Source organism: Massilia litorea, assembly GCF_015101885.1.
In the GTDB taxonomy this organism is placed as follows: domain Bacteria; phylum Pseudomonadota; class Gammaproteobacteria; order Burkholderiales; family Burkholderiaceae_D; genus Telluria; species Telluria litorea.
Genome location: NZ_CP062941.1, coordinates 2372955 through 2392170 on the forward strand (window position 1 = coordinate 2372955; position 19216 = coordinate 2392170).

The 19216-nt window shown below is 62.2% G+C and carries 23 protein-coding genes; 13 read left to right on the plus strand and 10 right to left on the minus strand.

Annotation, left to right across the window (positions count from 1 at the left end; all coding sequences use genetic code 11):
• Window positions 1–51 precede the first annotated feature (51 nt).
• Complete coding sequence (locus LPB04_RS10505; protein ID WP_193688612.1) at window positions 52–564, minus strand: glycine zipper 2TM domain-containing protein; 513 nt, start codon at window positions 562–564, stop codon at window positions 52–54.
• 437 nt (window positions 565–1001) lie between these two features.
• On the opposite strand from LPB04_RS10505, the gene LPB04_RS10510 reads away from it, so the two are divergent.
• The 5 genes from LPB04_RS10510 (at window position 1002) to LPB04_RS10530 (ending at window position 6149) form a co-directional block, all read left to right on the plus strand.
• Complete coding sequence (locus LPB04_RS10510) at window positions 1002–1421, plus strand: barstar family protein (protein ID WP_193688613.1); 420 nt, start codon at window positions 1002–1004, stop codon at window positions 1419–1421.
• A gap of 58 nt (window positions 1422–1479) precedes the next feature.
• Entirely contained in the window at window positions 1480–2115 is a 636-nt protein-coding gene (purN, locus tag LPB04_RS10515; RefSeq protein ID WP_193688614.1) for a phosphoribosylglycinamide formyltransferase, read from the plus strand.
• A gap of 16 nt (window positions 2116–2131) precedes the next feature.
• Window positions 2132–3448, plus strand: a complete 1317-nt coding sequence (locus LPB04_RS10520) for an RsmB/NOP family class I SAM-dependent RNA methyltransferase (RefSeq protein ID WP_193688615.1) — start codon at window positions 2132–2134, stop codon at window positions 3446–3448.
• 18 nt (window positions 3449–3466) lie between these two features.
• On the plus strand, window positions 3467–4828 hold the full coding sequence (locus LPB04_RS10525) for a mechanosensitive ion channel family protein (RefSeq protein WP_193688616.1): 1362 nt from the start codon (window positions 3467–3469) through the stop codon (window positions 4826–4828).
• Window positions 4829–4940: 112 nt separating this feature from the next.
• Window positions 4941–6149 carry a DesA family fatty acid desaturase gene (locus LPB04_RS10530; protein WP_193688617.1) on the plus strand — a complete coding sequence of 403 codons (1209 nt, stop codon included), beginning with the start codon at window positions 4941–4943 and terminating at the stop codon, window positions 6147–6149.
• A 67-nt stretch (window positions 6150–6216) separates the two neighbouring features.
• Here LPB04_RS10530 and LPB04_RS10535 read toward each other — a convergent pair whose 3' ends face one another.
• From LPB04_RS10535 to LPB04_RS10570, 8 genes are all read right to left on the minus strand, one after another.
• Window positions 6217–7257: a lysozyme inhibitor LprI family protein gene (locus LPB04_RS10535; RefSeq protein WP_193688618.1), complete on the minus strand. Its 1041-nt coding sequence runs from the start codon at window positions 7255–7257 to the stop codon at window positions 6217–6219.
• 153 nt (window positions 7258–7410) lie between these two features.
• Window positions 7411–7581, minus strand: a complete 171-nt coding sequence (gene rpmG, locus LPB04_RS10540) for a 50S ribosomal protein L33 (RefSeq protein WP_182991897.1) — start codon at window positions 7579–7581, stop codon at window positions 7411–7413.
• A 10-nt stretch (window positions 7582–7591) separates the two neighbouring features.
• Window positions 7592–7828 carry a 50S ribosomal protein L28 gene (gene rpmB, locus LPB04_RS10545; RefSeq protein ID WP_193688619.1) on the minus strand — a complete coding sequence of 79 codons (237 nt, stop codon included), beginning with the start codon at window positions 7826–7828 and terminating at the stop codon, window positions 7592–7594.
• Between the two features lie 175 nt (window positions 7829–8003).
• The gene (gene radC, locus LPB04_RS10550) at window positions 8004–8675 is read right to left on the minus strand and encodes a RadC family protein (protein ID WP_193688620.1); all 672 of its coding nucleotides are present in this window, start codon (window positions 8673–8675) and stop codon (window positions 8004–8006) included.
• Between the two features lie 90 nt (window positions 8676–8765).
• Window positions 8766–9248 carry an RDD family protein gene (locus LPB04_RS10555; protein WP_227496699.1) on the minus strand — a complete coding sequence of 161 codons (483 nt, stop codon included), beginning with the start codon at window positions 9246–9248 and terminating at the stop codon, window positions 8766–8768.
• Between the two features lie 94 nt (window positions 9249–9342).
• Complete coding sequence (locus tag LPB04_RS10560) at window positions 9343–9696, minus strand: hypothetical protein (protein WP_193688622.1); 354 nt, start codon at window positions 9694–9696, stop codon at window positions 9343–9345.
• Between the two features lie 10 nt (window positions 9697–9706).
• Complete coding sequence (locus LPB04_RS10565; protein WP_193688623.1) at window positions 9707–10066, minus strand: TetR/AcrR family transcriptional regulator; 360 nt, start codon at window positions 10064–10066, stop codon at window positions 9707–9709.
• A 214-nt stretch (window positions 10067–10280) separates the two neighbouring features.
• Window positions 10281–10769 carry an RDD family protein gene (locus tag LPB04_RS10570; RefSeq protein WP_227496700.1) on the minus strand — a complete coding sequence of 163 codons (489 nt, stop codon included), beginning with the start codon at window positions 10767–10769 and terminating at the stop codon, window positions 10281–10283.
• A gap of 253 nt (window positions 10770–11022) precedes the next feature.
• Here LPB04_RS10570 and LPB04_RS10575 point away from each other — a divergent pair, with 253 nt between their 5' ends.
• The 6 genes from LPB04_RS10575 (at window position 11023) to LPB04_RS10600 (ending at window position 16316) form a co-directional block, all read left to right on the plus strand.
• Window positions 11023–11478, plus strand: a complete 456-nt coding sequence (locus tag LPB04_RS10575) for an FKBP-type peptidyl-prolyl cis-trans isomerase (protein ID WP_193688624.1) — start codon at window positions 11023–11025, stop codon at window positions 11476–11478.
• 10 nt (window positions 11479–11488) lie between these two features.
• On the plus strand, window positions 11489–12445 hold the full coding sequence (ispH, locus tag LPB04_RS10580; RefSeq protein WP_193688625.1) for a 4-hydroxy-3-methylbut-2-enyl diphosphate reductase: 957 nt from the start codon (window positions 11489–11491) through the stop codon (window positions 12443–12445).
• Window positions 12446–12651: 206 nt separating this feature from the next.
• Complete coding sequence (locus LPB04_RS10585) at window positions 12652–13587, plus strand: branched-chain amino acid ABC transporter permease (RefSeq protein ID WP_193688626.1); 936 nt, start codon at window positions 12652–12654, stop codon at window positions 13585–13587.
• A 10-nt stretch (window positions 13588–13597) separates the two neighbouring features.
• On the plus strand, window positions 13598–14812 hold the full coding sequence (locus LPB04_RS10590; RefSeq protein WP_193688627.1) for an ABC transporter permease subunit: 1215 nt from the start codon (window positions 13598–13600) through the stop codon (window positions 14810–14812).
• 14 nt (window positions 14813–14826) lie between these two features.
• Window positions 14827–15594: an ABC transporter ATP-binding protein gene (locus tag LPB04_RS10595; protein WP_193688628.1), complete on the plus strand. Its 768-nt coding sequence runs from the start codon at window positions 14827–14829 to the stop codon at window positions 15592–15594.
• A complete protein-coding gene (locus LPB04_RS10600) occupies window positions 15594–16316 on the plus strand; it encodes an ABC transporter ATP-binding protein (RefSeq protein ID WP_193688629.1) in 723 nt (240 codons plus the stop codon). Before LPB04_RS10595 ends, LPB04_RS10600 begins: the two co-directional genes overlap by 1 nt.
• Window positions 16317–16551: 235 nt before the next feature.
• Here LPB04_RS10600 and phaP read toward each other — a convergent pair whose 3' ends face one another.
• The gene (phaP, locus tag LPB04_RS10605; RefSeq protein WP_193688630.1) at window positions 16552–17133 is read right to left on the minus strand and encodes a TIGR01841 family phasin; all 582 of its coding nucleotides are present in this window, start codon (window positions 17131–17133) and stop codon (window positions 16552–16554) included.
• 307 nt (window positions 17134–17440) lie between these two features.
• On the opposite strand from phaP, the gene LPB04_RS10610 reads away from it, so the two are divergent.
• Window positions 17441–18352, plus strand: a complete 912-nt coding sequence (locus LPB04_RS10610) for a DMT family transporter (protein WP_193688631.1) — start codon at window positions 17441–17443, stop codon at window positions 18350–18352.
• Complete coding sequence (locus tag LPB04_RS10615; protein ID WP_193688632.1) at window positions 18349–19044, plus strand: nitroreductase; 696 nt, start codon at window positions 18349–18351, stop codon at window positions 19042–19044. The genes LPB04_RS10610 and LPB04_RS10615 overlap by 4 nt, the downstream gene beginning before the upstream one ends.
• The last annotated feature ends 172 nt before the right edge of the window (window positions 19045–19216 follow it).

Below are 19216 nucleotides of genomic sequence, written 5' to 3' on the forward strand. Positions count from 1 at the left end.
GAGGGCGAAACGGAGAAGGAGGGGGCGTCCTCCGTTCCGATAACAAACAGATCAGTACTGGGCCGGCTCGACCGACACATTCAGGCGGATACGGTTGCCCGGATCGCGCTGCATGAAGCTGGTGTAGTTCTGGCCACGGTATTCGTAGGTCACGTCGTAGCCGGTGGTGCGCTGTTCGAAGGCGTCGACGGTACGGCACTGGCGCACGGCCTGTTCCTGGACGCCGTTGTAATCCTGGCGGCCGTTGTTTTCGACGCGGTCGCCCACCATGGCGCCGGCGATCGCACCGGCGGCTGCCGCCGCGACCTTACCGTTGCCGCCGCCGACCTGGCTGCCGAGCAGGGCGCCGGCGATGCCGCCGACCACCGAGCCGCCGCTGCCGCGCTGCTGCTGGACCGGCACCTGCTGGTACTCGGTACGGCATTCCTGGCGTGGCTGGCGGATCTGTTCGACGCGCGGCTGTACGCGCACCACGCGGCCGAAGTCTTCGAATTGCGCAGCCTGGGCGAGCGGTAGCGCGCACAGTCCCAGGGCGGAAATCATCAGTTTGGTTTGCATATTCATATAGAACCTCGTCGTAGGTGCTTCAATTAGAGTCGAGCACCTAACAAAACCTCCATGTCTGCGTTGCAGCGTCTTGCCCTGAAGGTTTTGTCAGGCGCTCTAAATCACTTCCACCCATGTATGTTAAACGCGCCAGGGCCATCTAAACGATCTGTGTGGCAACAAAATGTAACAGGGATGCATCTACCAGTCCAAGAGCGACAGAATGGCAAAACACGTAAAAGAGCCCTGATTCGGCCCGAAAAGCGGCAGTTTCTTTCGAATTTGCGCCGCTTGAGCACATTCGGGTTGCTTCGGGTACTACAAAACGTTACCCTTACACACTCAGGGTTATTGGCGCGTGGAAACGATTTAGGAGAGCGGCGTTACCAACCGGGCGCGCATTGGTGAATGGCCCGGCGATTCGAACCACACACCAAGGTCGACTTGAGGGAAAAATGAGTATGTTGATGAGAGTGCCGTCCAATCTTGTGCAGTCCATTCGCGCCTACCGTGTGCCGGAACTGCAGGAGGAAGCGGCGCGACTGGGCCACCATTTCTTGTACGCGCATTGCGCGAACACGCTGACCAAGCAACAGGTGTGCGCCCGCATCGGCGAGAACTTCTATTTCCCCAAGCCCTGCAGCAAGAACTTCGATGCCCTGCGCAACTGCCTGACGAATACGGTAGCCGAGGCCGGTCCCCAGCCGGGCTTCCTGGTCGTACTCGAGCAATTGCCGAGTACCCAGAAATTCGACAAGGAGGCACGCGAGACCCTGCTCGACGTGTTCCGCGACGCCGCCGAATTCTGGGCCGAAAAGAAAGTCCCGTTCCGCGTTTTCTATTCCTTCGAAGTCGACCTGACGGCGCCGCGGTAGTCGCTGCCGGCATACCCAGGCTCTCGTCGGCATGGGGGCTTGCGGTACAATGCGCGCTATGAAAAACATCGTCATCCTCATCTCCGGCCGCGGCAGCAACATGGAAGCAGTCGTCCGCGCCGCGCAGTCGGAAGGGTGGCCGGCCAGGATCGCGGCAGTGATCAGCAACCGGCCCGATGCTGCGGGACTGGGCTTTGCGCAAGCCCGGGGCATCCCGACCGCTGTGGTTCCAAGCAAGGAATTTGCGAGCCGCGCCGAGTTCGACGCCGCCCTGCAGCAGGAAATCGACCGTTTTGCGCCCGACCTCGTGGTGCTGGCCGGTTTCATGCGGATTTTGACCAGCCCCTTCGTCGAACATTACGCCGGGCGCATGCTGAACATCCACCCGTCACTGCTGCCGGCATTCCCGGGACTGGCGACGCACCGCCAGGCGCTCGAGGCCGGAGTGGCGGAACATGGCGCGACGGTGCATTTCGTCACCGCCGAGCTGGACCACGGTCCGGTCATCGCCCAGGCGCGCGTTCCCGTGCTGCCGGGCGATACCGAAGACCTGCTCGCCGCGCGCGTGCTGGTCGAGGAACACAAGCTCTACCCGTATGCCGTGCGCCTGTTCGTCGAGGACAGGCTGCGTATCGAACATGGCGAAGTGCGCGTCCTGGACGCGTGTCTCGCCGACCCATCAGTCATTCAGTAGTTAATCAAGGATTTTCATGAGATTGCCACCAGCAATTCTCGGCAGTACCGAAGAGGTATTGCGCGAGATCTTGCGTTTTACGGCCCCGGCCGACGTCACCCTGTCGCGTTATTTCAAGGACCATCAGCGTCTCGGTTCGCGCGAGCGCGGCGTCGTCGCCGAAGCGGTGTATGCCGTCCTGCGCAACAAAACCTTCTTCACCGATTTCGGCGGCACCGGCGGCACGCCCTCGATGCGCCGCCTGGCCTTGATGGGCCTGGCGGAAACGGCCGGGATCGAGTCGCTCAGCGGCCTGCACGAGGATGAGACCGAGTTCCTCACCCGCATCAAGGAAATCGACCGCTCCCTGTTGCCGCCGCTGGCCCAGGCCAACATGCCGCAGTGGCTGTACGACAAGCTCGTCGCCCAGTATGGCGAGTCCGAGGCGAAGGAATTGGCGGCCGTGCTGAACACGCCGGCGCCGCTGGACCTGCGCGTCAATTCGATCAAGGCCAATCGGGACGAGGTCATCGCGAAATTGGCCGAAGCGCCGATCGTTGCCGAGCCGACGCCGTTCTCGCCGCTCGGCCTGCGCATCAAGAAAAAGCCGACGCTGCAGAACCTGCCGCTGTTCAAGGAAGGCGCCATCGAGGTGCAGGACGAGGGCAGCCAGGTGCTGGCCCAGATCCTGGCCGCGCGCCGCGGCGAGATGGTGGTCGACTTTTGCGCCGGCGCCGGCGGCAAGACGCTGGCCCTGGGCGCGACGATGCGCAACACCGGCCGCCTGTATGCCTTCGATGTCTCGGAAAAGCGTCTGTCGAAGCTGAAGCCACGCCTGGCGCGCAGCGGCCTGTCGAACGTGCACCCGGTCCTGATCGCGCACGAGCGGGATGCCAAGATCAAGCGCCTGGCCGGCAAGATCGACCGCGTGCTGGTCGACGCCCCGTGCTCGGGCCTCGGCACCCTGCGCCGCAACCCGGACGTCAAGTGGCGCCAGCCGCAAAGCGCCGTGGCGGAAATGCAGGAAAAGCAGGCCTCGATCCTGGACGGCGCCGCGCGCCTGCTCAAGGGCGGCGGCCGCCTGGTGTACGCCACCTGCTCGCTGCTGAACGAAGAGAACGATTTTATCGTTGAGCAATTCCTTGCCTCGCATCCGGACTTCGAATTGGTGCCGATGAGCAAGGTGCTGGCCGAGCAGAAGATCGATCTCGAGATGGACCAGTACCTGAAACTCCTGCCGCACAAGCATGGCACCGACGGCTTCTTTGCCGCCGTGCTCGAGCGTAAGCCGATGGCGCCGAAAAAGCCGAAAGCCGAGACCGCCGTTGCCGAAGATACGGCCGCTGAAGAGTAAACAAGGAGCCGCGCCCCGATGCCGTTAACCGACCTGCTACAGGACCTGCTGGAAGACATCAGCAACCCGCGCATCCTGTGGCAGGCGCTGGCCCTCGTGGGCGCAATCCTGCTCGGCCTGTTGCTCGCCCACTTCATCCGGCGCAGCTGGCTGCACGAATACGATACGCAGAACGCCTTCCGCCGCCTCGGCGTCGAAGGCTTCGGCCGGGTGGTGGCGCCGCTCCTGATCGCGGCCCTGATCTGGGGCGCGAAAATCGCCCTGCAGCGGCATCAAAGCGTGCACCTGCTGCGCGTGGCGCTGCCGCTGTTTACCTCGATGGCGCTGATCCGCATCGTGTTTTACCTGCTGCGCCGGGTGTTTGCGCGGCATGGTCCCCTAGGCAATGCACTCAAGACCTTTGAAAAAATCCTGGCGCTGCTGGTGTGGGTGGGCGTTGCGCTCTACCTGACCGGCATGTGGCCGGACATCATCCAATTCCTTGACAGCAAAGTCCTGCCGATCGGTGTCGGCAAACACAGGGCAACCCTGCTCGATATCCTGCAGGGCCTCGTCTCGATCGTCGTGCTGATGATGCTGGCCCTGTGGGCCGGCGCCGCGCTCGAAGAGCGGCTGATGGGCCTGGAAGGCTTGCACACCTCATCGCGCGTCGTGCTGGCGCGCATGGGCCGGGCGCTGCTGATCCTGGTCTCGGTACTGGTCAGCCTGAACCTGGTCGGCCTCGATCTGACCGTGCTGTCGGTCTTCGGCGGCGCCCTCGGCGTCGGTCTCGGTCTCGGCATGCAGAGGATTGCCAGTAACTATGTGTCGGGTTTTATTATCCTGCTCGAACGCAGCCTGTCGATCGGCGACCCGATCACGGTCGACAAGTATGCCGGCCGTGTGGCGCGCATCAATACGCGCACGACGGTCCTGCAAGCGCTCGACGGCACGCAAACCCTGCTGCCGAACGAAATGCTGATCACCGGCGTCGTGCTCAACCAGGCCGGCACCAACAAGGCCGTGCGCCTGACGACCCGCGTCATCGTCGCCTACGACAGCGACCTGAACGAGGTCATGGACCTGCTGGTGCGCCAGGCCGACCATGTCGAACGCGTGATCGAGGACCCGGCGCCGGCGGTGCAGCTGAATGCCTTCGGGCCTACGGGCTACGAACTGGAACTGGGCTTTTCGATTGTCGATCCGGAGAAGGGCACCGGCAGTGTGATCTCTGCAGTCAACAAAAATATTTACTCCCTAGTGCATTCCGGCGCCATCCGTTTGGGTTTACCGCCACAAATCCCTCGCTTTAATACACATCTGGCAAGGATGTGGCGCACATTTCGCGCTCATACACGTTTTAATGCGTTCGTCGTGCCGTGCGTCACTGGAAGTGCGTAGAATGCGTGCTTGACGAGCCCGCGGCCGGCGAACCGGTCCGTGCGGCCGTCCTTCGCGACCTTCTCCCAGAAAAGACGGCGTGCTTTAGACAAGCAATCACTTTGGAGCCTTAATGAGCTTTAGCAACATCCTGCATTCCGTACTGGAATTCCTGAATACCGGCCTCGTCGGCCTGAGCGGCTGGGAAGTCGTTCTATACACGCTCATCGTGACGCACATCACGATCGCCAGCGTGACGATTTACCTGCACCGCCACCAGGCACACCGCGCGCTGGAACTGCACGCGATCCCGAGCCACTTCTTCCGCTTCTGGCTGTGGCTGACCACGGGCCAGGTGACGAAGGAATGGGCGGCCATCCACCGCAAGCACCACGCGAAATGCGATACCGAGGAAGATCCGCACAGCCCGGTGACCCGCGGCATCAAGAAAGTGCTGCTGGAAGGCGCGGAACTGTACCGTGCCGAGAGCAAGAACCTGGAAACGATGGCGAAATATGGCCACGGCACCCCGGACGACTGGATCGAGCGCAACTTGTACACCAAGTACAGCTGGTTCGGTGTCGCCGCGCTGCTGGTGATTAACTTTGTCCTGTTCGGCGTCATCGGCATCACCATCTGGGCCATCCAGATGCTGTGGATTCCAATCACGGCAGCCGGCATCATCAATGGCCTGGGTCACTGGTGGGGTTACCGCAACTACGATTGCAGCGATGCGGCCACCAACGTTTTCCCATGGGGCATCCTGATCGGCGGCGAAGAACTGCACAACAACCACCACACCCATGCCACCTCGGCCAAGCTGTCGAGCAAATGGTATGAAATCGACCTCGGCTGGGGCTATATCCGTGCCCTGGAAATGCTGGGCCTGGCCAAAGTGAAGAAAGTCGCTCCCGAGCCGAAGTTCACGAAGAGCAAAACGGTGGCCGACCTCGACACGCTGCAGTCGGTGATCACCAACCGTTACGACGTGATGGCGAAGTATGCCAAGTCCGTGAAGCACGCTTTCCACGAAGAGCTGGCACACCTGAAGGACAAGGCCGAGCTGGAAAAGCGTTTCCTGAAGTCTTCTCGCAAACTGTTGCAGCGCGAGCCGGCCAAGCTGGAACTGTCGCAAAAAGAACAGCTGATCGAGCTCTTCAAGCACAGCAAGGCGCTGGAGACGATGCACCAGATGCGCGTGGAACTGGGCGCGATCTGGGAACGTTCGCACTCGACCCGCGACCAGCTGCTGCACCAGCTGCAGGACTGGTGCGCACGCGCCGAGGCCTCGGGCATCAAGTCGCTGCAGGAATTCTCGCTGCGCCTGCGCAGCTACGCATAAGCGTCGAAATTCCAAGTAGAAAAGGCTCCCTCGGGAGCCTTTTTTTGTTTTCAATTCTCTTTGTACGCTAGATTCTCTTCAATTGCGCGATGCGCTGGCGCGTCAGCGCGGCCTGGACCGAGATCAGGTCGACCGGCAGGCGCGCGGCGGCAAGAAAGGGCTTCCAGGCATCGCGGTAGGCCAGCCAGACGCGTTCGGTGCTGCGGACATCCTCGCGCGCCACCGTGGAGTCGCCGAGACGCTCCGGATGACCCTTGTCTTCGGAAGGTTTGCCCAGCAGCTCCCGGTAGATGGCATTCAGCTGGAGGTCGAGTTGCGCGAGTTGGGCCGCGCTTGCGCGCGGGAGCGCGCCGCTGGCTGCTTTCAGCAGCGTCTCCATGAATTCCTCATCGCGGCGCCCCATGTCCTGCAGCGCGAATCCCGCGGCGCCTGTGCCGTTCATGTCTGCTTCGTCGGCCGTCTTGCGCGTAAAAGCCTTGGCCGCTGCGCGCAGGCGCGCGAACGGCGCGCGTGCCTGCGCCGGCAAGCCGGTGGCGAAACGCTCGAGCCGTGCGTGACGGATCCGGTCGGCGCGCCCTGCGTCGATGCCGGCGCACACCGCTCCCATACGCCCGCTCGTAATGTGGTCGCACAGGTCGAAGGGGTGGCTGTCGTCTGCTGTCGCTCCGGACGCCAGGTAGGAGATGCGTGCTTCCATTTCCGCTTTCGCCGCGTCGAGCCGGCAGGCGTGGTGGATGGCGCGGCCGGCGTCGCGTGCCACGCCGTAGCCGTTCGCGTACAGCATCATCAATACGGCGTCGTCGCCGCTGGCTTCGGCACATGCGCGGACCTGCTGCCATTCGCCGTTCGAGGTGCTTGCCTGGTCGCGTTTCAGGTAGTACAGGTCGGTGGCCTTGCAGCGCTGGTTGCCGGCAAGCGGCGCCGGGGGCAGGGCCAGCCGAGCGACGCGCATGCATTGCTGGTACCAGTCTTCGCTCTTCGAGAATTCCACCCCGAAGCCCTCGGTATTCGGGTAGGGCGCGACAACCGGTTCCACCGCGTTCACGCCGCAGGCCGGTAGCAGCAGGGCGGCCAGGGCAAGGGGGCGGAGAGCGTGGAGGCAACGCATGGCAAAGGTATTGTCGGGTTTGGACCCGATCAGTATATGCTTTGCTATTTGCTAAAAATGCACCAATTGTCACGCGTGGTGCATAAACGGGCACATAAGCAAAAAAGCCGCACACTTGCGTGGGCGGCTTTTCTTGTACAGCTCCAGGACCAATTACTTGATCTTGGTTTCCTTGTACGGAACGTGCTTGCGTGCTTTCGGGTCGAACTTGATGATTTCCATCTTCGCCGGCATCGTGCGCTTGTTCTTGGTGGTGGTGTAGAAGTGACCGGTACCTGCGGTCGATTCCAGCTTGATTTTGTCGCGGCCAGTTTTTGCCATGATAGCTCCCTAATTAGACTTTTTCGCCACGAGCGCGCATGTCGGCCAGAACGGCGTCGATGCCCAGCTTGTCGATGACGCGCAGGCCGGCGTTCGACAAACGCAGCGAGACCCAACGGTTTTCGGATTCGACGTAGATGCGACGGTTCTGCAGGTTAGGCAGGAAACGGCGTTTCGTTTTGTTGTTTGCGTGGGAGACGTTGTTGCCAACCATCGGTCCCTTGCCAGTAACTTGGCAGACACGTGCCATAGCGCACTCCTTAAAGATAAACTTCCGAATTCGGAAAAACGAGAGTATAGCGTGAAAACCGTCGCGGAATCAATCACTTGCGAAAAACAATTGTGTCTTACTCATGTGCTTCAATTTAACAATTGTAAGATCGTCGCCAGGGCCTTGTTTTGGCGCAGGTAATTGAACGATGAACTCAAAGCTGGCCGTGCTCGGCGAAGGAATGCACCTGTGTCCCCGCCACCACAAAATGGTCGAGCACGCGCACGTCGACCAGGGCCAGCGCCCCAGTCAACGCGCGCGTGAGCGCCAGGTCGGCTTCGCTCGGTTCCGGCATGCCGGAAGGGTGGTTATGCGCCAGCATCACGCCTGACGCATTCCGGCGTAATGCCGCCATCACGACTTCCCTCGGGTACACGCTGGTGTGGGTGAGGGTCCCCTTGAACATTTCCTGGGCGTCGATCAGGCGGTTCTTGACGTCGACGAACAGGACGACGAAGGATTCATAGGGCTGCAAGCCGAACTTGCCGCGCAAATAGGCTTTCACCACGTCAGGCGAACACAGCGCTTGTCTGAAAAACTGTTCCGAGATCGCGCGGCGCGACAATTCCATCACCGCCTGCAGTTGCGCGTACTTGGCCAGCCCGAGGCCGTGTACCTGCGAGAATTCCTGGGGCGTCGCGTGCAGCAGGCGCTGCAGCGAGCCGAAGTGTTCCAGCATGTGGCTGCCGAGTTCGACCGCGCTGCGCCCGCGTACGCCGACGCGCAGAAAAATTGCCAGCAATTCGGCGTTCGACAAGGCGGCCGATCCTTCGCGCGCCAGCCGTTCGCGCGGCCGGTCCTGTTCTGGCCAGTCATTGATGCCCATAGCGCTCCTCAGTAGTCAAGGGAAGGGCCGATTATGGGCATCGGAAAAGATGCGGTTCTGATCTGCCGCTGAGGTGCGGCAGGCCGGCGGCTAGACGGCCTTGTCCTTCGTGGCGCGCTCGAAACTGACCGGCTGGACCGCTCCGCCCTTGCGCCGGATCACGACCGTGCCGGCCAGCTTGTCGTGCCAGCCCTGTTTCTTCGGATCGAAGGCGACCCAGATCAGGCCCAGGCCAAAGGGGATGGTCGAGACGTAGTAGCCGAGATAGCGACCGATCGCCTGGCCTGTACTGGGTTTGTTGCCGGTGCGGGCGTCGACGACCTGGGCGGAGATAGCCATCTTGCCCGGCGTCGCGCCGCGTGCAACCCAGAAGACAACGACCGCAAGGGCCGGCAGCACGAAGGAAATGAGGATGTCGGCCGGTCCCCGAAACGGCAGCGCGCTCGTGTCGTCGCCGCCATATATGATGCGCACCAGCGGTATCGTGAGAAACGACACCAGGATCGTATCGATCAGTGCGGCTCCGACCCGGGCCCAGAAGCCGGCGTATTCATATTGGGTGTCATCGACCACTATCATGCTCCAGGAAACGCGGCCGGAAGTGGCCGCGGCGCCAACGGTAGCATCAATGCAGGGCGGGGCGCAATGAATGCGCGGCTCAGGCGGGTTACCGCTGAACGGCGCTGCTCACCTCGGCCGCCGTGCGGCGCGCATCCTCGACGCCGAGCACGATGCGGTTCCACTTTTCGTTGGCCAGTTCGATGACGACTGGATGGGTGTTGGGGCCGATGAAGACGAACTGCCGGTCGCCATCCTTGTAAAAGGTGCCGGCGTGCAGGACGCCGGGCAAACCCGTCCCGGGCGCGCGCAGGCCGAGCTCACGGCCGCGAAAGCCCTCGTCGGCGGTAGCGCCGCGCACGTTCGCGAGCGGAATGCGGATGCTCCGGTGGACCGAAGCCACCGCCTCCCATGCGCTCAGGCGCACCACCAGTTCGTCCTTCGTCAGTTCGAGTACGGGCATGACCTTCCTTTCAGTTCAGGTGTTCCAGTAGCCGCGCCCCGAGCAGGTGCGCGGTCTCGGGCCCCGATTCCGCGATCGCCTGCCGGCACAGCCCGGCAATCGGCGCGTCATCCGGGACCAGCTCTTTCAATGCGACGATCAGGAGGTCGACCGCGGCGGGCCTGGCGGTCCAGCCCGGGGCGAGCGCGCCCGCCAGCACCTTCTCGAACAGGTTGCGTTTCGAGCCGAAGGCTTTATACAGGCTGCCGCGCTGCAGGCCGGTTGCCGCCAGCAAGTCGTCGATCGATGCCGCGTTGTAGCCGAGGCGGGCAAACAGGTCGGCGGCCTGGGCCAGGACGGCGTCTTCCGTAAAATTCCGCGGTCGTGCCATGTGATCGATCCAGTTGGTTGCATTGACAGCCTATTCTGCCAATTCTGGAACGGTCGGTCAACAATTATTCTGGAACGATCGGTAAATAATGGCGGCGTGAACGGAACGGCGGAGCATCCACGGCTATCGATGCCATGGATGCTCCGCTGTCGCAAAGGAGGATGCGGGGATTATTGCGAAAAGACAGGAGCTGGTCCGTCTGGAACAGGGGGCCTCAGGCCGTCGTTTCGGGCGCCGCTCCTTCGAAGCGTACCGGGTCCGACGCGCCTGCCTTGCGCCGCACGACCACGGTGCCGGCAAGCTTGTCGTGCCAGCCTTGCTTGCGTCCATCAAACACGACCCAGAGAAAGCCAAGGAAGAGCGGCAACGTGGACAGCAAGTAACCGAAGTAGCGAAGCAGGAATTGTTTCGTACTCGGTTTTGCGCCCGTTCGCGCGTCGACGATGGTGGCGGCAATGGCCATTTTTCCCGGCGTGCGCGACTTGTGCATCCAGAACAGCAGGATCAGGACAGGTGCGACACCGTAGGAAATCAGCGGTTGCATGGGGCCCCAGTAGGCATTCGGGTCCTCCAGGTAGCTCATGCCATACACCATCAGCAGTAAAGGATAGATGATGAGGTAGATAAGAAGACCGTCAAGGAAATAAGCGCCAGCGCGTTGCCAAAAGCCTGCATACACCAGTTCGGATTCCATCGATACCATGATTTGCTCCTGGGTAGTTAAGGGATTGCTTGTGGGAAACACGATCGACCTTAGCACTATTGACGCAGCGTGCCCCCGCGTGAACGCAGGCGCATGCAATTGTTTGCTCATCATCATCATGTCGATGTGCGGACGCGACAGTCCGGGCAAAAACGATTTTTCCAGTCGCAACGAGTGCCGAAAACAGCAGCGCCTGGAGGCGGGAAAAGGCCTAAGGCCTTACAATAGCGGTTTGCCCGCCACAACAAATAACATGTCCAACGCTTCCCCTGCTGTCGTCACCGAATCGGCCTACCTGACCCTGCACTACCGCCTTGCCGGCGCGGACGGTACCGACATCGTCACGACCTTCGGTACCAACCCGGCCACGCTGATGCTGGGCCAGGGTCAGCTCGCTCCCTTCCTCGAAGAACGCCTGCTCGGCATGGCCGAGGGTGAGCATAAAACCTTCACCCTGACTGCCGCCGAAGGTTTCGGCGACCGCAATCCCGAGCTGATCCAGTGGGTCTCGAAAGCGACGCTCGACGAGAATTCGGTGCCCGACGCCGACTACAAGGCGGGCGACCTGGTCGACTTCGCCGCACCGGGCGGCGGCCGCTTTGCCGGCATGCTGCACGAGATGCGCGACGATGCCGCCCTGTTCGACTTCAACCATCCGTTGGCCGGCCAGGATCTGCATTTCGAAGTGAAACTGATTTCGGTCCTGTAACAGGAATACTATGGAAAACGTGGAAAACGAGATTCTGCTTGCCCAGCCGCGCGGCTTTTGCGCCGGTGTCGACCGTGCCATCGAGATCGTCGAACGCGCCCTGCAGCAGTTCGGCGCGCCGATCTACGTACGCCATGAGATCGTCCACAACAAATTCGTGGTGGAAGACCTGCGCAACAAGGGCGCGATCTTCATCGAAGACCTCGACGACGTCCCGGCCGGCAACACCCTGGTGTTCTCGGCCCACGGCGTCTCGAAAGCCGTGCGCCAGGAAGCCGAATCGCGCGGCCTCAAGATCTTCGACGCCACCTGTCCACTCGTGACCAAGGTCCACGTCGAGGTCTCGAAGATGCGCAAGCAGGGCGCCGAAATCGTCATGATCGGCCACGACGGCCATCCGGAAGTCGAAGGCACGATGGGCCAGGCGGAAGAGGGCATGCACCTCGTCGAAACCGTCGAGGACGTAGCGAAGCTGCAGGTCGCCAATCCCGACCTGCTGGCCTATGTCTCGCAGACCACGCTGTCGGTCGACGACACCGCCGAGATCATCGCGGCCCTGAAAGCACGCTTCCCGAACATCATGGAGCCGAAAAAGGGCGATATCTGCTACGCCACCACCAATCGCCAGGAAGCCGTGAAGTTCATGGCGCCGCAGGTGGAAGTGGTGATCGTGGTCGGCAGCCCGAACAGCTCGAACTCGAACCGCCTGCGCGAGCTGGCCGACAAGCTGGGCACGCCTGCCTACATGATCGACCAGGCCGACATGATCGACCCACAGTGGATCGCCGGCAAAAAGCGCATCGGCCTCACCGCCGGCGCCTCAGCCCCGGAAGTGCTGGTGCAGGCCGTCATCGACCGCCTGAAGGAACTGGGCGCGGCCAGCGTGCGCGCGCTCGAGGGCGTGGAGGAGCACGTCACTTTCCCGCTGCCGAAGGGGTTGGACGGCGCCCGCAGCGAGGTGGCATAAGTCTTGCTGATAATCCGATAACACAGGAGCTGCTACAACTTTCCGTTGTTAGTTTTTCAAAAAGCTCGCTATGATGGCGACGCTCGGAATGTTTATAGCGGCAACTGTTTTTCCCTTGCCGATGGAAACGGCGGCAGGCCAATGAGCGGCACTTCGGGATTCTCGGGGTGCCGTTTTTGTTATCGAAATATAGAGGTGCGGAAAAGATGGAGACTTTTGTCCAGCAGATACTCAACGGGCTGGTGCTAGGCAGCATGTATGCACTGGTCGCGCTTGGGTACACGATGGTCTACGGGGTGTTGAACCTCATCAATTTTGCCCATGGCGACGTCCTGATGATCGGAGCGATGGTCGGCCTGTCGATCCTGCAACTGCTTGAACACCATTTCCCGGGCCTGCCGGGCTTCATCCAGCTCACCATCGCCATCCTCGGCGCGATTCCCGTCGCCATGCTGGTGAATGTCCTCATCGAACGCATCGCCTACCGCCGCCTGCGCAACGCGCCGCGCCTGGCGCCGCTGATCACCGCGATCGGCGTCTCGATCCTGCTGCAGACCTTCGTCATGGCCATGCCGTGGTGGGGCCGCAGCCCGCTGCCTTTCCCGCAACTGTTGTCCTCGGATCCGATCATGCTGGGCGGTGCCATGATTTCGCAGACCCAGGTATTGCTGCTGGTGCTCGCCGCGCTGGCCATGGTGGGGCTCGTGCTGCTGGTCGAGCGCACCAAGATGGGGAGAGCCATGCGCGCGGTGGCCGAGAACCCGCGCGTGGCCGGCCTGATGGGCGTCGATTCGAACAGCGTGATCGTCGCCACCTTTGCCATCGGCGCCGCGCTGGCGGCCGTCGCCGGCGTGATGTGGGGCGCGAACTACGCCTCGATCACCTTTACGATGGGCGTGCTGCCAGGCTTGAAAGCTTTCTGCGCCGCGGTGCTGGGCGGGATCGGGAATATCTACGGCGCCATGATCGGCGGCCTCCTGCTCGGCATCATCGAGGCGCTCGGCGCCGGCTATATCGGCGACCTGACCGGGGGCTTCCTCGGCAGCCATTACCAGGACATCTTCGCCTTCGTGGTGCTGATCCTGGTCCTGACCCTGCGTCCGTCCGGCATCATGGGCGAGCGCGTGGCCGACCGCGCCTGAGGAGTTCGTCATGGCCTTCCTTACTTTCGACGTCCACCACAACAAGCGCCAGGCCTATGTCACCATGGGCCTGCTGCTGGCCCTGATGCTGGCTTTCCCATTCTTTGCCGCCCAGTACGGCAATTCCTGGGTGCGCATCATCGACATCGCGCTCCTGTACATCATGCTGGCGCTCGGCCTGAACATCGTGGTCGGCTTCGCCGGCCTGCTCGACCTCGGCTACATCGCCTTCTTCGCCGTCGGCGCTTATCTCACCGGCCTGTTCTCGTCGCCGCAGTTTGCAGCCTTGCTCGAGTCCGTCGTGAATTACCATCCGGCGATCGGGGAATCCCTGATTGCCTTATTTGGCCCGGACATCCAGCAAAACGGCATCCACCTGTCGGTGTGGGCAATCGTGCCGCTGGCCGGCCTGGTGGCGGGATTCTTCGGCGCGCTGCTGGGTGCGCCGACGCTGAAACTGCGCGGCGATTATCTTGCCATCGTCACCCTCGGCTTCGGCGAGATCATCCGCATCTTCATGAACAACCTGAACGACCCGATCAATTTCACGAACGGGCCGCAGGGCATCAACATGATCGATCCGATCCGCATCTTCGGCGTGTCGCTCGCCGGCGAAGCGGGCTCACAGTCGACGGTGTATATCGGCGGCTACGGCATGCCTTCGGTGAACGCCTATTACTTCCTGTTCCTGGCGCTGTGCATCGCAACCATCTTCATTACCAGCCGCCTGCAGCATTCGCGCCTGGGCCGCGCCTGGGTCGCGATCCGCGAAGACGAAATCGCGGCCAAGGCGATGGGCATCAATACCCGCAACGTCAAGCTGCTCGCCTTTTCGATGGGCGCTTCCTTCGGCGGCGTGGCCGGCGCGATGTTCGGCGCCTTCCAGGGCTTTGTTTCTCCTGAATCGTTCTCGCTGACCGAATCGATCGCCGTGCTGGCGATGGTGGTGCTCGGCGGAATCGGTCATATCCCGGGCGTGGTGCTGGGAGGCGTGCTGCTGGCGGCCCTGCCGGAAGTGCTGCGCCACGTGGTCGAACCGGCGCAGATGGCGATGTTCGGCAAGGTGATCATCGAAGCCGAGGTGCTGCGCCAGCTGCTGTACGGCCTGGCGCTGGTCGCCATCATGCTGGTGCGCCCGGCAGGCCTGTGGCCGTCGCCGAACCGGGAACAGCGCCCGAATGCGGCGCTGGCGCGCGACGACGAAAAGGAGGCGGCGGCCGTCTGAGGCGCCCTACATCGATGAGCAACTATCTCCTGAATATTTCCGGCGTCAACAAACGCTTCGGCGGCCTGCAGGCGCTGACCGACGTCGGCATCCAGATCCAGCCTGGCCAGATCGTCGGCCTGATCGGCCCGAACGGTGCCGGCAAGACGACCTTCTTCAACGTCATCACCGGCCTGTACCAGCCCGACAGCGGCAGTTTCGAGCTGGCCGGCAAACCGTATTCGCCCTCGGCACCGCATGCGGTAGCCAAGGCCGGCATCGCCCGCACCTTCCAGAACATCCGTTTATTCGGCGAGATGACGGCGCTGGAAAACGTCATGGTCGGGCGCCACGTGCGCTCGAAGCAGGGCGTGTTCGGCGCCATCTTCCGCCACAAGGCGGCGCGCGACGAGGAAGCGTCGATCCGTGCACGCGCCCAGGAGTTGCTGGACTTCGTCGGCATCGGCCAGTTCGCCGGCCGCACGGCGAAATTCCTGTCCTACGGCGACCAGCGCCGCCTGGAAATCGCGCGCGCCCTGGCCACCGATCCGCAGTTGCTGGCGCTGGACGAACCGGCGGCCGGCATGAACGCCACCGAAAAGCTGGCCCTGCGCGAGCTGCTGGTCAAAATCAAGGCGGAAGGCAAGACCGTGCTCCTGATCGAACACGATGTGAAACTGATGATGGGCCTGTGCGACCGGATTACCGTGCTCGAGTACGGCAAGCGCATCGCCGAAGGCGCGCCAAGCGAGATCCAGAAGGATCCGGCGGTGATCGCGGCCTACCTGGGAGGTGCTCACTGATGAGCGACAATATTCTGAAGATCGCTGGATTGAAGGTGGCCTACGGCGGCATCAAGGCGGTGAAGGGCATCGACCTCGAGGTCAACAAGGGCGAACTGGTTACGCTGATCGGCGCGAACGGCGCCGGCAAGACGACGACGCTGAAAGCGATTACCGGCACGCTGCCGGCCTGCAAGGTCGAAGGGACGATGTCCTATCTGGGCAAGCCCCTGGCGGGTACGCAATCCTTCCGCCTGGTGCAGCAGAAGCTGGCCATGGTGCCGGAAGGGCGGGGCGTGTTCACCCGCATGACGATCCACGAAAACCTGTTGATGGGCGCCTACACGCGGGACGACAAGGCGGCGATCGCGGCCGATATCGAGAGATGGTTCGGCGTGTTCCCGCGTTTGAAGGAACGTTCCGGCCAGCTCGCGGGCACCCTGTCCGGCGGCGAGCAGCAGATGCTGGCCATGGCGCGCGCGCTGATGTGCCACCCGACCTTGCTGCTGCTGGACGAACCGTCGATGGGGCTGGCGCCGATCATGGTCGAGAAAATTTTCGAAGTCATTCGCGACGTGTCTGCCCAGGGCATCACCATTTTGCTGGTCGAGCAGAATGCCAAATTGGCGCTGCAGGCGGCGCACCGGGGGTATGTGATGGACTCGGGCCTGGTGACGATGACGGGGAATGCGCAGGCGATGCTGAACGATCCGCGGGTGCAGGCGGCGTATCTCGGCGAATGATCCATCGTATTGCGCAGGGGCATGCGGCGCCGCGATGCATGTGTTGAAACGCGTGGGCACGAGTGCCCACCCTACGTTACACAACCGCTAACTACTGACCGTTGTGCACCGTAGGGTGGGCTCTCGAGCCCACGCGTACACCGTATGAATTGTGTTGACGCAGCAAAGAAAAGGGCCGCCCGAGTAATCGGGCGGCCCTTCTTTTTACACCCCGCGCGCAGCGGGCCAGTAAAATTTAAGCAGCGGCAGCAGCAGCGGCGTTGGCAGCAGCCGGCGCTTTGGCGGCAGCTTGCGAGAACTGCGACACGGCGGCGTTGACGTTGCTTTCGATGGCTTCGACAGCCTGCTTGGTGGTCTTGCTGAACTGCTCGTAGCCGGCGTTGGCGTTGCTGATCGCGGTCTTGACGGCGGCGACGAAGGTCTCCGAACCGGCAGGGGCGTTCTTGCTCACTTCGTCGACCAGGGCGATGACCTTGCGGTTCGCTTCGACGATCTGTCCTTCGGCGGCCTTCGAGAACTCGGCGCCGTTGGCGGTGGCGATGGCGGCCAGCTGGCGGTTGTAGGCGACGGCTTTCTCGGCGGCAGGCTGGGCCTGGGCGGCGGACAGCTGGAAGAACTCTTGCGGGTCCTTGGCCGACAGCAGCTGGCGAGCGGTCGCCGAATTGTCAGCCAGGGTGGCGCGGGCGGTATTGAGGTTCAGCTCGACCAGCTTTTCGACGCTTTCGAAGGTTTTCGCGGTCAGCGACGAAAACAGGGCGAATTGGGTTTCGAAATTGGCTTTGGTGGCATTCGAGAACTGCTCTGGGATTGCAAACATGAGGATCTCCAAACAAGACGTTATAGGAAGGTATGCTGCTAACAACCGGTGCGAATCTGAATGGTGCACCGCAACAGAATCAAGTTTTGCCCATTTTTGAAGCCGCGTCAAGCTATTTTGGTGCGTCGCACCATGCGATTTTCGATTGTTGTTCTCTTGCATCGGAAGAAATACTTCGAGACAACTTTATATGCGTTTTTCATAGGAAAGAGCAACATGGCGGCGAGCGGAAGGGTTTTGCCGCCCATGGTAGACTTGTCAACGCGCACTACGCCATCCGGTGTCCCGGCGCCCGACTGATCAGACCATGGCCGACACCACCGCAACCGCAGGCGCAACCACCACGCAGCACCGCTGGCTGGTGCCCGCCTTCTTCGTCTTCCTCTGGAGTACCGGCTTCATCGTGGCCAAGTTCGGCCTGCCGTATGCGCCGCCGCTGACCTTTCTCCTGTTGCGCTGCCTCGGCGTGCTGCTGGTGCTGGTGCCTATCGTCCTGGTCTCGGGCGCGCCCTGGCCGCGTGGACGCATCAAGCATGTTGCGGTCGCGGGCTTGCTGCTGCAGGCCGGCTACCTGGGCGGCGTTTGGTGCGCCATCAAGATCGGCATGCCGGCCGGGCTGTCGGCCTTGATCGTCGGGATGCAGCCAATTTTGACCGCAGTTGCCGCGCCGCTGATCGGCGAGCGGGTGCGTCCGCGCCAGTGGCTCGGCCTGCTGCTGGGCCTGGGCGGCGTCGCCCTGGTGGTGGCGGCCAAGATCAACCTGGCGGGATTGTCGACGCGCGCCATCCTGTATTGCCTGTTCGCGCTGCTGTCGATCACGGCCGGCACCATGTACCAGCGCCGCTACTGCCCGCAATTCGACCTGCGCACCGGCACCGTGATCCAGTTCGCCGCCACCGTCGCCGCACTGCTGCCATGCGCGATTGTTTTCGAACAGTTGGACCCGGCATTGTCTAAAATAGTGTGGAACACCAACTTCGTCGTCGCGCTGCTGTGGTCGGTGTTCGCGCTGTCGATCGGCGCGATCTTCCTTCTCTTCAAACTCATCCGCCGCAGCAATGCCACCGAGGTGACCAGCCTCCTGTACCTGACTCCGCCCACCACCGCCGTCATGGCCTGGCTGCTGTTCGGCGAGTCGCTCAGTCCGCTTGGACTGCTGGGCATGGTGGTGGCCGTCACCGGCGTCGCATTCGTCGTCAAGAAAAAGGAGCTTCCATGATCTCAAGCCAGCAACAAGAGGCGGTCGATGCCGCCATCACCTCGCGCCGCTCGATCCGCGCCTTCCTCGACAAGCCGGTGGAGCAGGCCGACATCGCGCGCATCCTGGAAGTGGCGGCGCGCGCCCCCTCCGGCACAAACACCCAGCCCTGGAAAGTGTATGTGCTGACCGGCCAGGCCCGGACGGCGCTGTCGGATGCCATCCTCGCCGTGCACACGCGTCCGGAATTGTCGCGCCAGCACACCGAGGAATACGCCTACTATCCGCGCGAATGGGTATCGCCCTTCATCGACCGCCGCCGCAAAGTCGGCTGGGATTTATACAGCCTGCTCGGCCTCACGCGCGAGGACAAGGCCGGCATGGCGGCCCAGCACGCGCGCAACTTCCGCTTCTTCGATGCGCCCGTCGGCCTGATTTTTACCATCGACCGCATCATGGAGCAGGGCTCCTGGCTCGACTACGGCATGTTCCTGCAGAACATCATGGTGGCGGCGCGCGGACGTGGACTGGACACCTGTCCGCAGGCGGCCTTCACCCAGTACCACCGCATCATTGCCGAGCAGCTGAGCCTGCCGGCTAACGAACGGGTCGTGTGCGGCATGGCGCTGGGCTGGGCCGATCCCTCAAAAATCGAGAACTCGCTCGTGACCGAACGCGAGCCGCTGTCGACCTTTGTTCATTTTGTAAATTAAGGTGTTGCGCCCGTCACACAATTGAGAAAGATCGCCGCACAAGCACGCATGCATCGTGCATCAGTCCGTTGTTGTGCGGCAAAATAGACGCGAGGGTGTTAAATTCGCTTGCAGTTGAGTTGGAGGCGAATACACTCATTCATGCCTCATCGGTCGCGTAAAAAGGAAGTAG

Excerpts from the sequence above, each read along its gene's own strand:
- LPB04_RS10505 (WP_193688612.1), bottom strand. The coding sequence starts at position 564 with ATGAATATGCAAACCAAACTGATGATTTCCGCCCTGGGACTGTGCGCG.
- LPB04_RS10510 (WP_193688613.1), top strand. The coding sequence starts at position 1,002 with ATGAGTATGTTGATGAGAGTGCCGTCCAATCTTGTGCAGTCCATTCGC.
- purN (WP_193688614.1), top strand. The coding sequence starts at position 1,480 with ATGAAAAACATCGTCATCCTCATCTCCGGCCGCGGCAGCAACATGGAA.
- LPB04_RS10520 (WP_193688615.1), top strand. The coding sequence starts at position 2,132 with ATGAGATTGCCACCAGCAATTCTCGGCAGTACCGAAGAGGTATTGCGC.
- LPB04_RS10525 (WP_193688616.1), top strand. The coding sequence starts at position 3,467 with ATGCCGTTAACCGACCTGCTACAGGACCTGCTGGAAGACATCAGCAAC.
- LPB04_RS10530 (WP_193688617.1), top strand. The coding sequence starts at position 4,941 with ATGAGCTTTAGCAACATCCTGCATTCCGTACTGGAATTCCTGAATACC.
- LPB04_RS10535 (WP_193688618.1), bottom strand. The coding sequence starts at position 7,257 with ATGCGTTGCCTCCACGCTCTCCGCCCCCTTGCCCTGGCCGCCCTGCTG.
- rpmB (WP_193688619.1), bottom strand. The coding sequence starts at position 7,828 with ATGGCACGTGTCTGCCAAGTTACTGGCAAGGGACCGATGGTTGGCAAC.
- radC (WP_193688620.1), bottom strand. The coding sequence starts at position 8,675 with ATGGGCATCAATGACTGGCCAGAACAGGACCGGCCGCGCGAACGGCTG.
- LPB04_RS10560 (WP_193688622.1), bottom strand. The coding sequence starts at position 9,696 with ATGCCCGTACTCGAACTGACGAAGGACGAACTGGTGGTGCGCCTGAGC.
- LPB04_RS10565 (WP_193688623.1), bottom strand. The coding sequence starts at position 10,066 with ATGGCACGACCGCGGAATTTTACGGAAGACGCCGTCCTGGCCCAGGCC.
- LPB04_RS10570 (WP_227496700.1), bottom strand. The coding sequence starts at position 10,769 with ATGGTATCGATGGAATCCGAACTGGTGTATGCAGGCTTTTGGCAACGC.
- LPB04_RS10575 (WP_193688624.1), top strand. The coding sequence starts at position 11,023 with ATGTCCAACGCTTCCCCTGCTGTCGTCACCGAATCGGCCTACCTGACC.
- ispH (WP_193688625.1), top strand. The coding sequence starts at position 11,489 with ATGGAAAACGTGGAAAACGAGATTCTGCTTGCCCAGCCGCGCGGCTTT.
- LPB04_RS10585 (WP_193688626.1), top strand. The coding sequence starts at position 12,652 with ATGGAGACTTTTGTCCAGCAGATACTCAACGGGCTGGTGCTAGGCAGC.
- LPB04_RS10590 (WP_193688627.1), top strand. The coding sequence starts at position 13,598 with ATGGCCTTCCTTACTTTCGACGTCCACCACAACAAGCGCCAGGCCTAT.
- LPB04_RS10595 (WP_193688628.1), top strand. The coding sequence starts at position 14,827 with ATGAGCAACTATCTCCTGAATATTTCCGGCGTCAACAAACGCTTCGGC.
- LPB04_RS10600 (WP_193688629.1), top strand. The coding sequence starts at position 15,594 with ATGAGCGACAATATTCTGAAGATCGCTGGATTGAAGGTGGCCTACGGC.
- phaP (WP_193688630.1), bottom strand. The coding sequence starts at position 17,133 with ATGTTTGCAATCCCAGAGCAGTTCTCGAATGCCACCAAAGCCAATTTC.
- LPB04_RS10610 (WP_193688631.1), top strand. The coding sequence starts at position 17,441 with ATGGCCGACACCACCGCAACCGCAGGCGCAACCACCACGCAGCACCGC.
- LPB04_RS10615 (WP_193688632.1), top strand. The coding sequence starts at position 18,349 with ATGATCTCAAGCCAGCAACAAGAGGCGGTCGATGCCGCCATCACCTCG.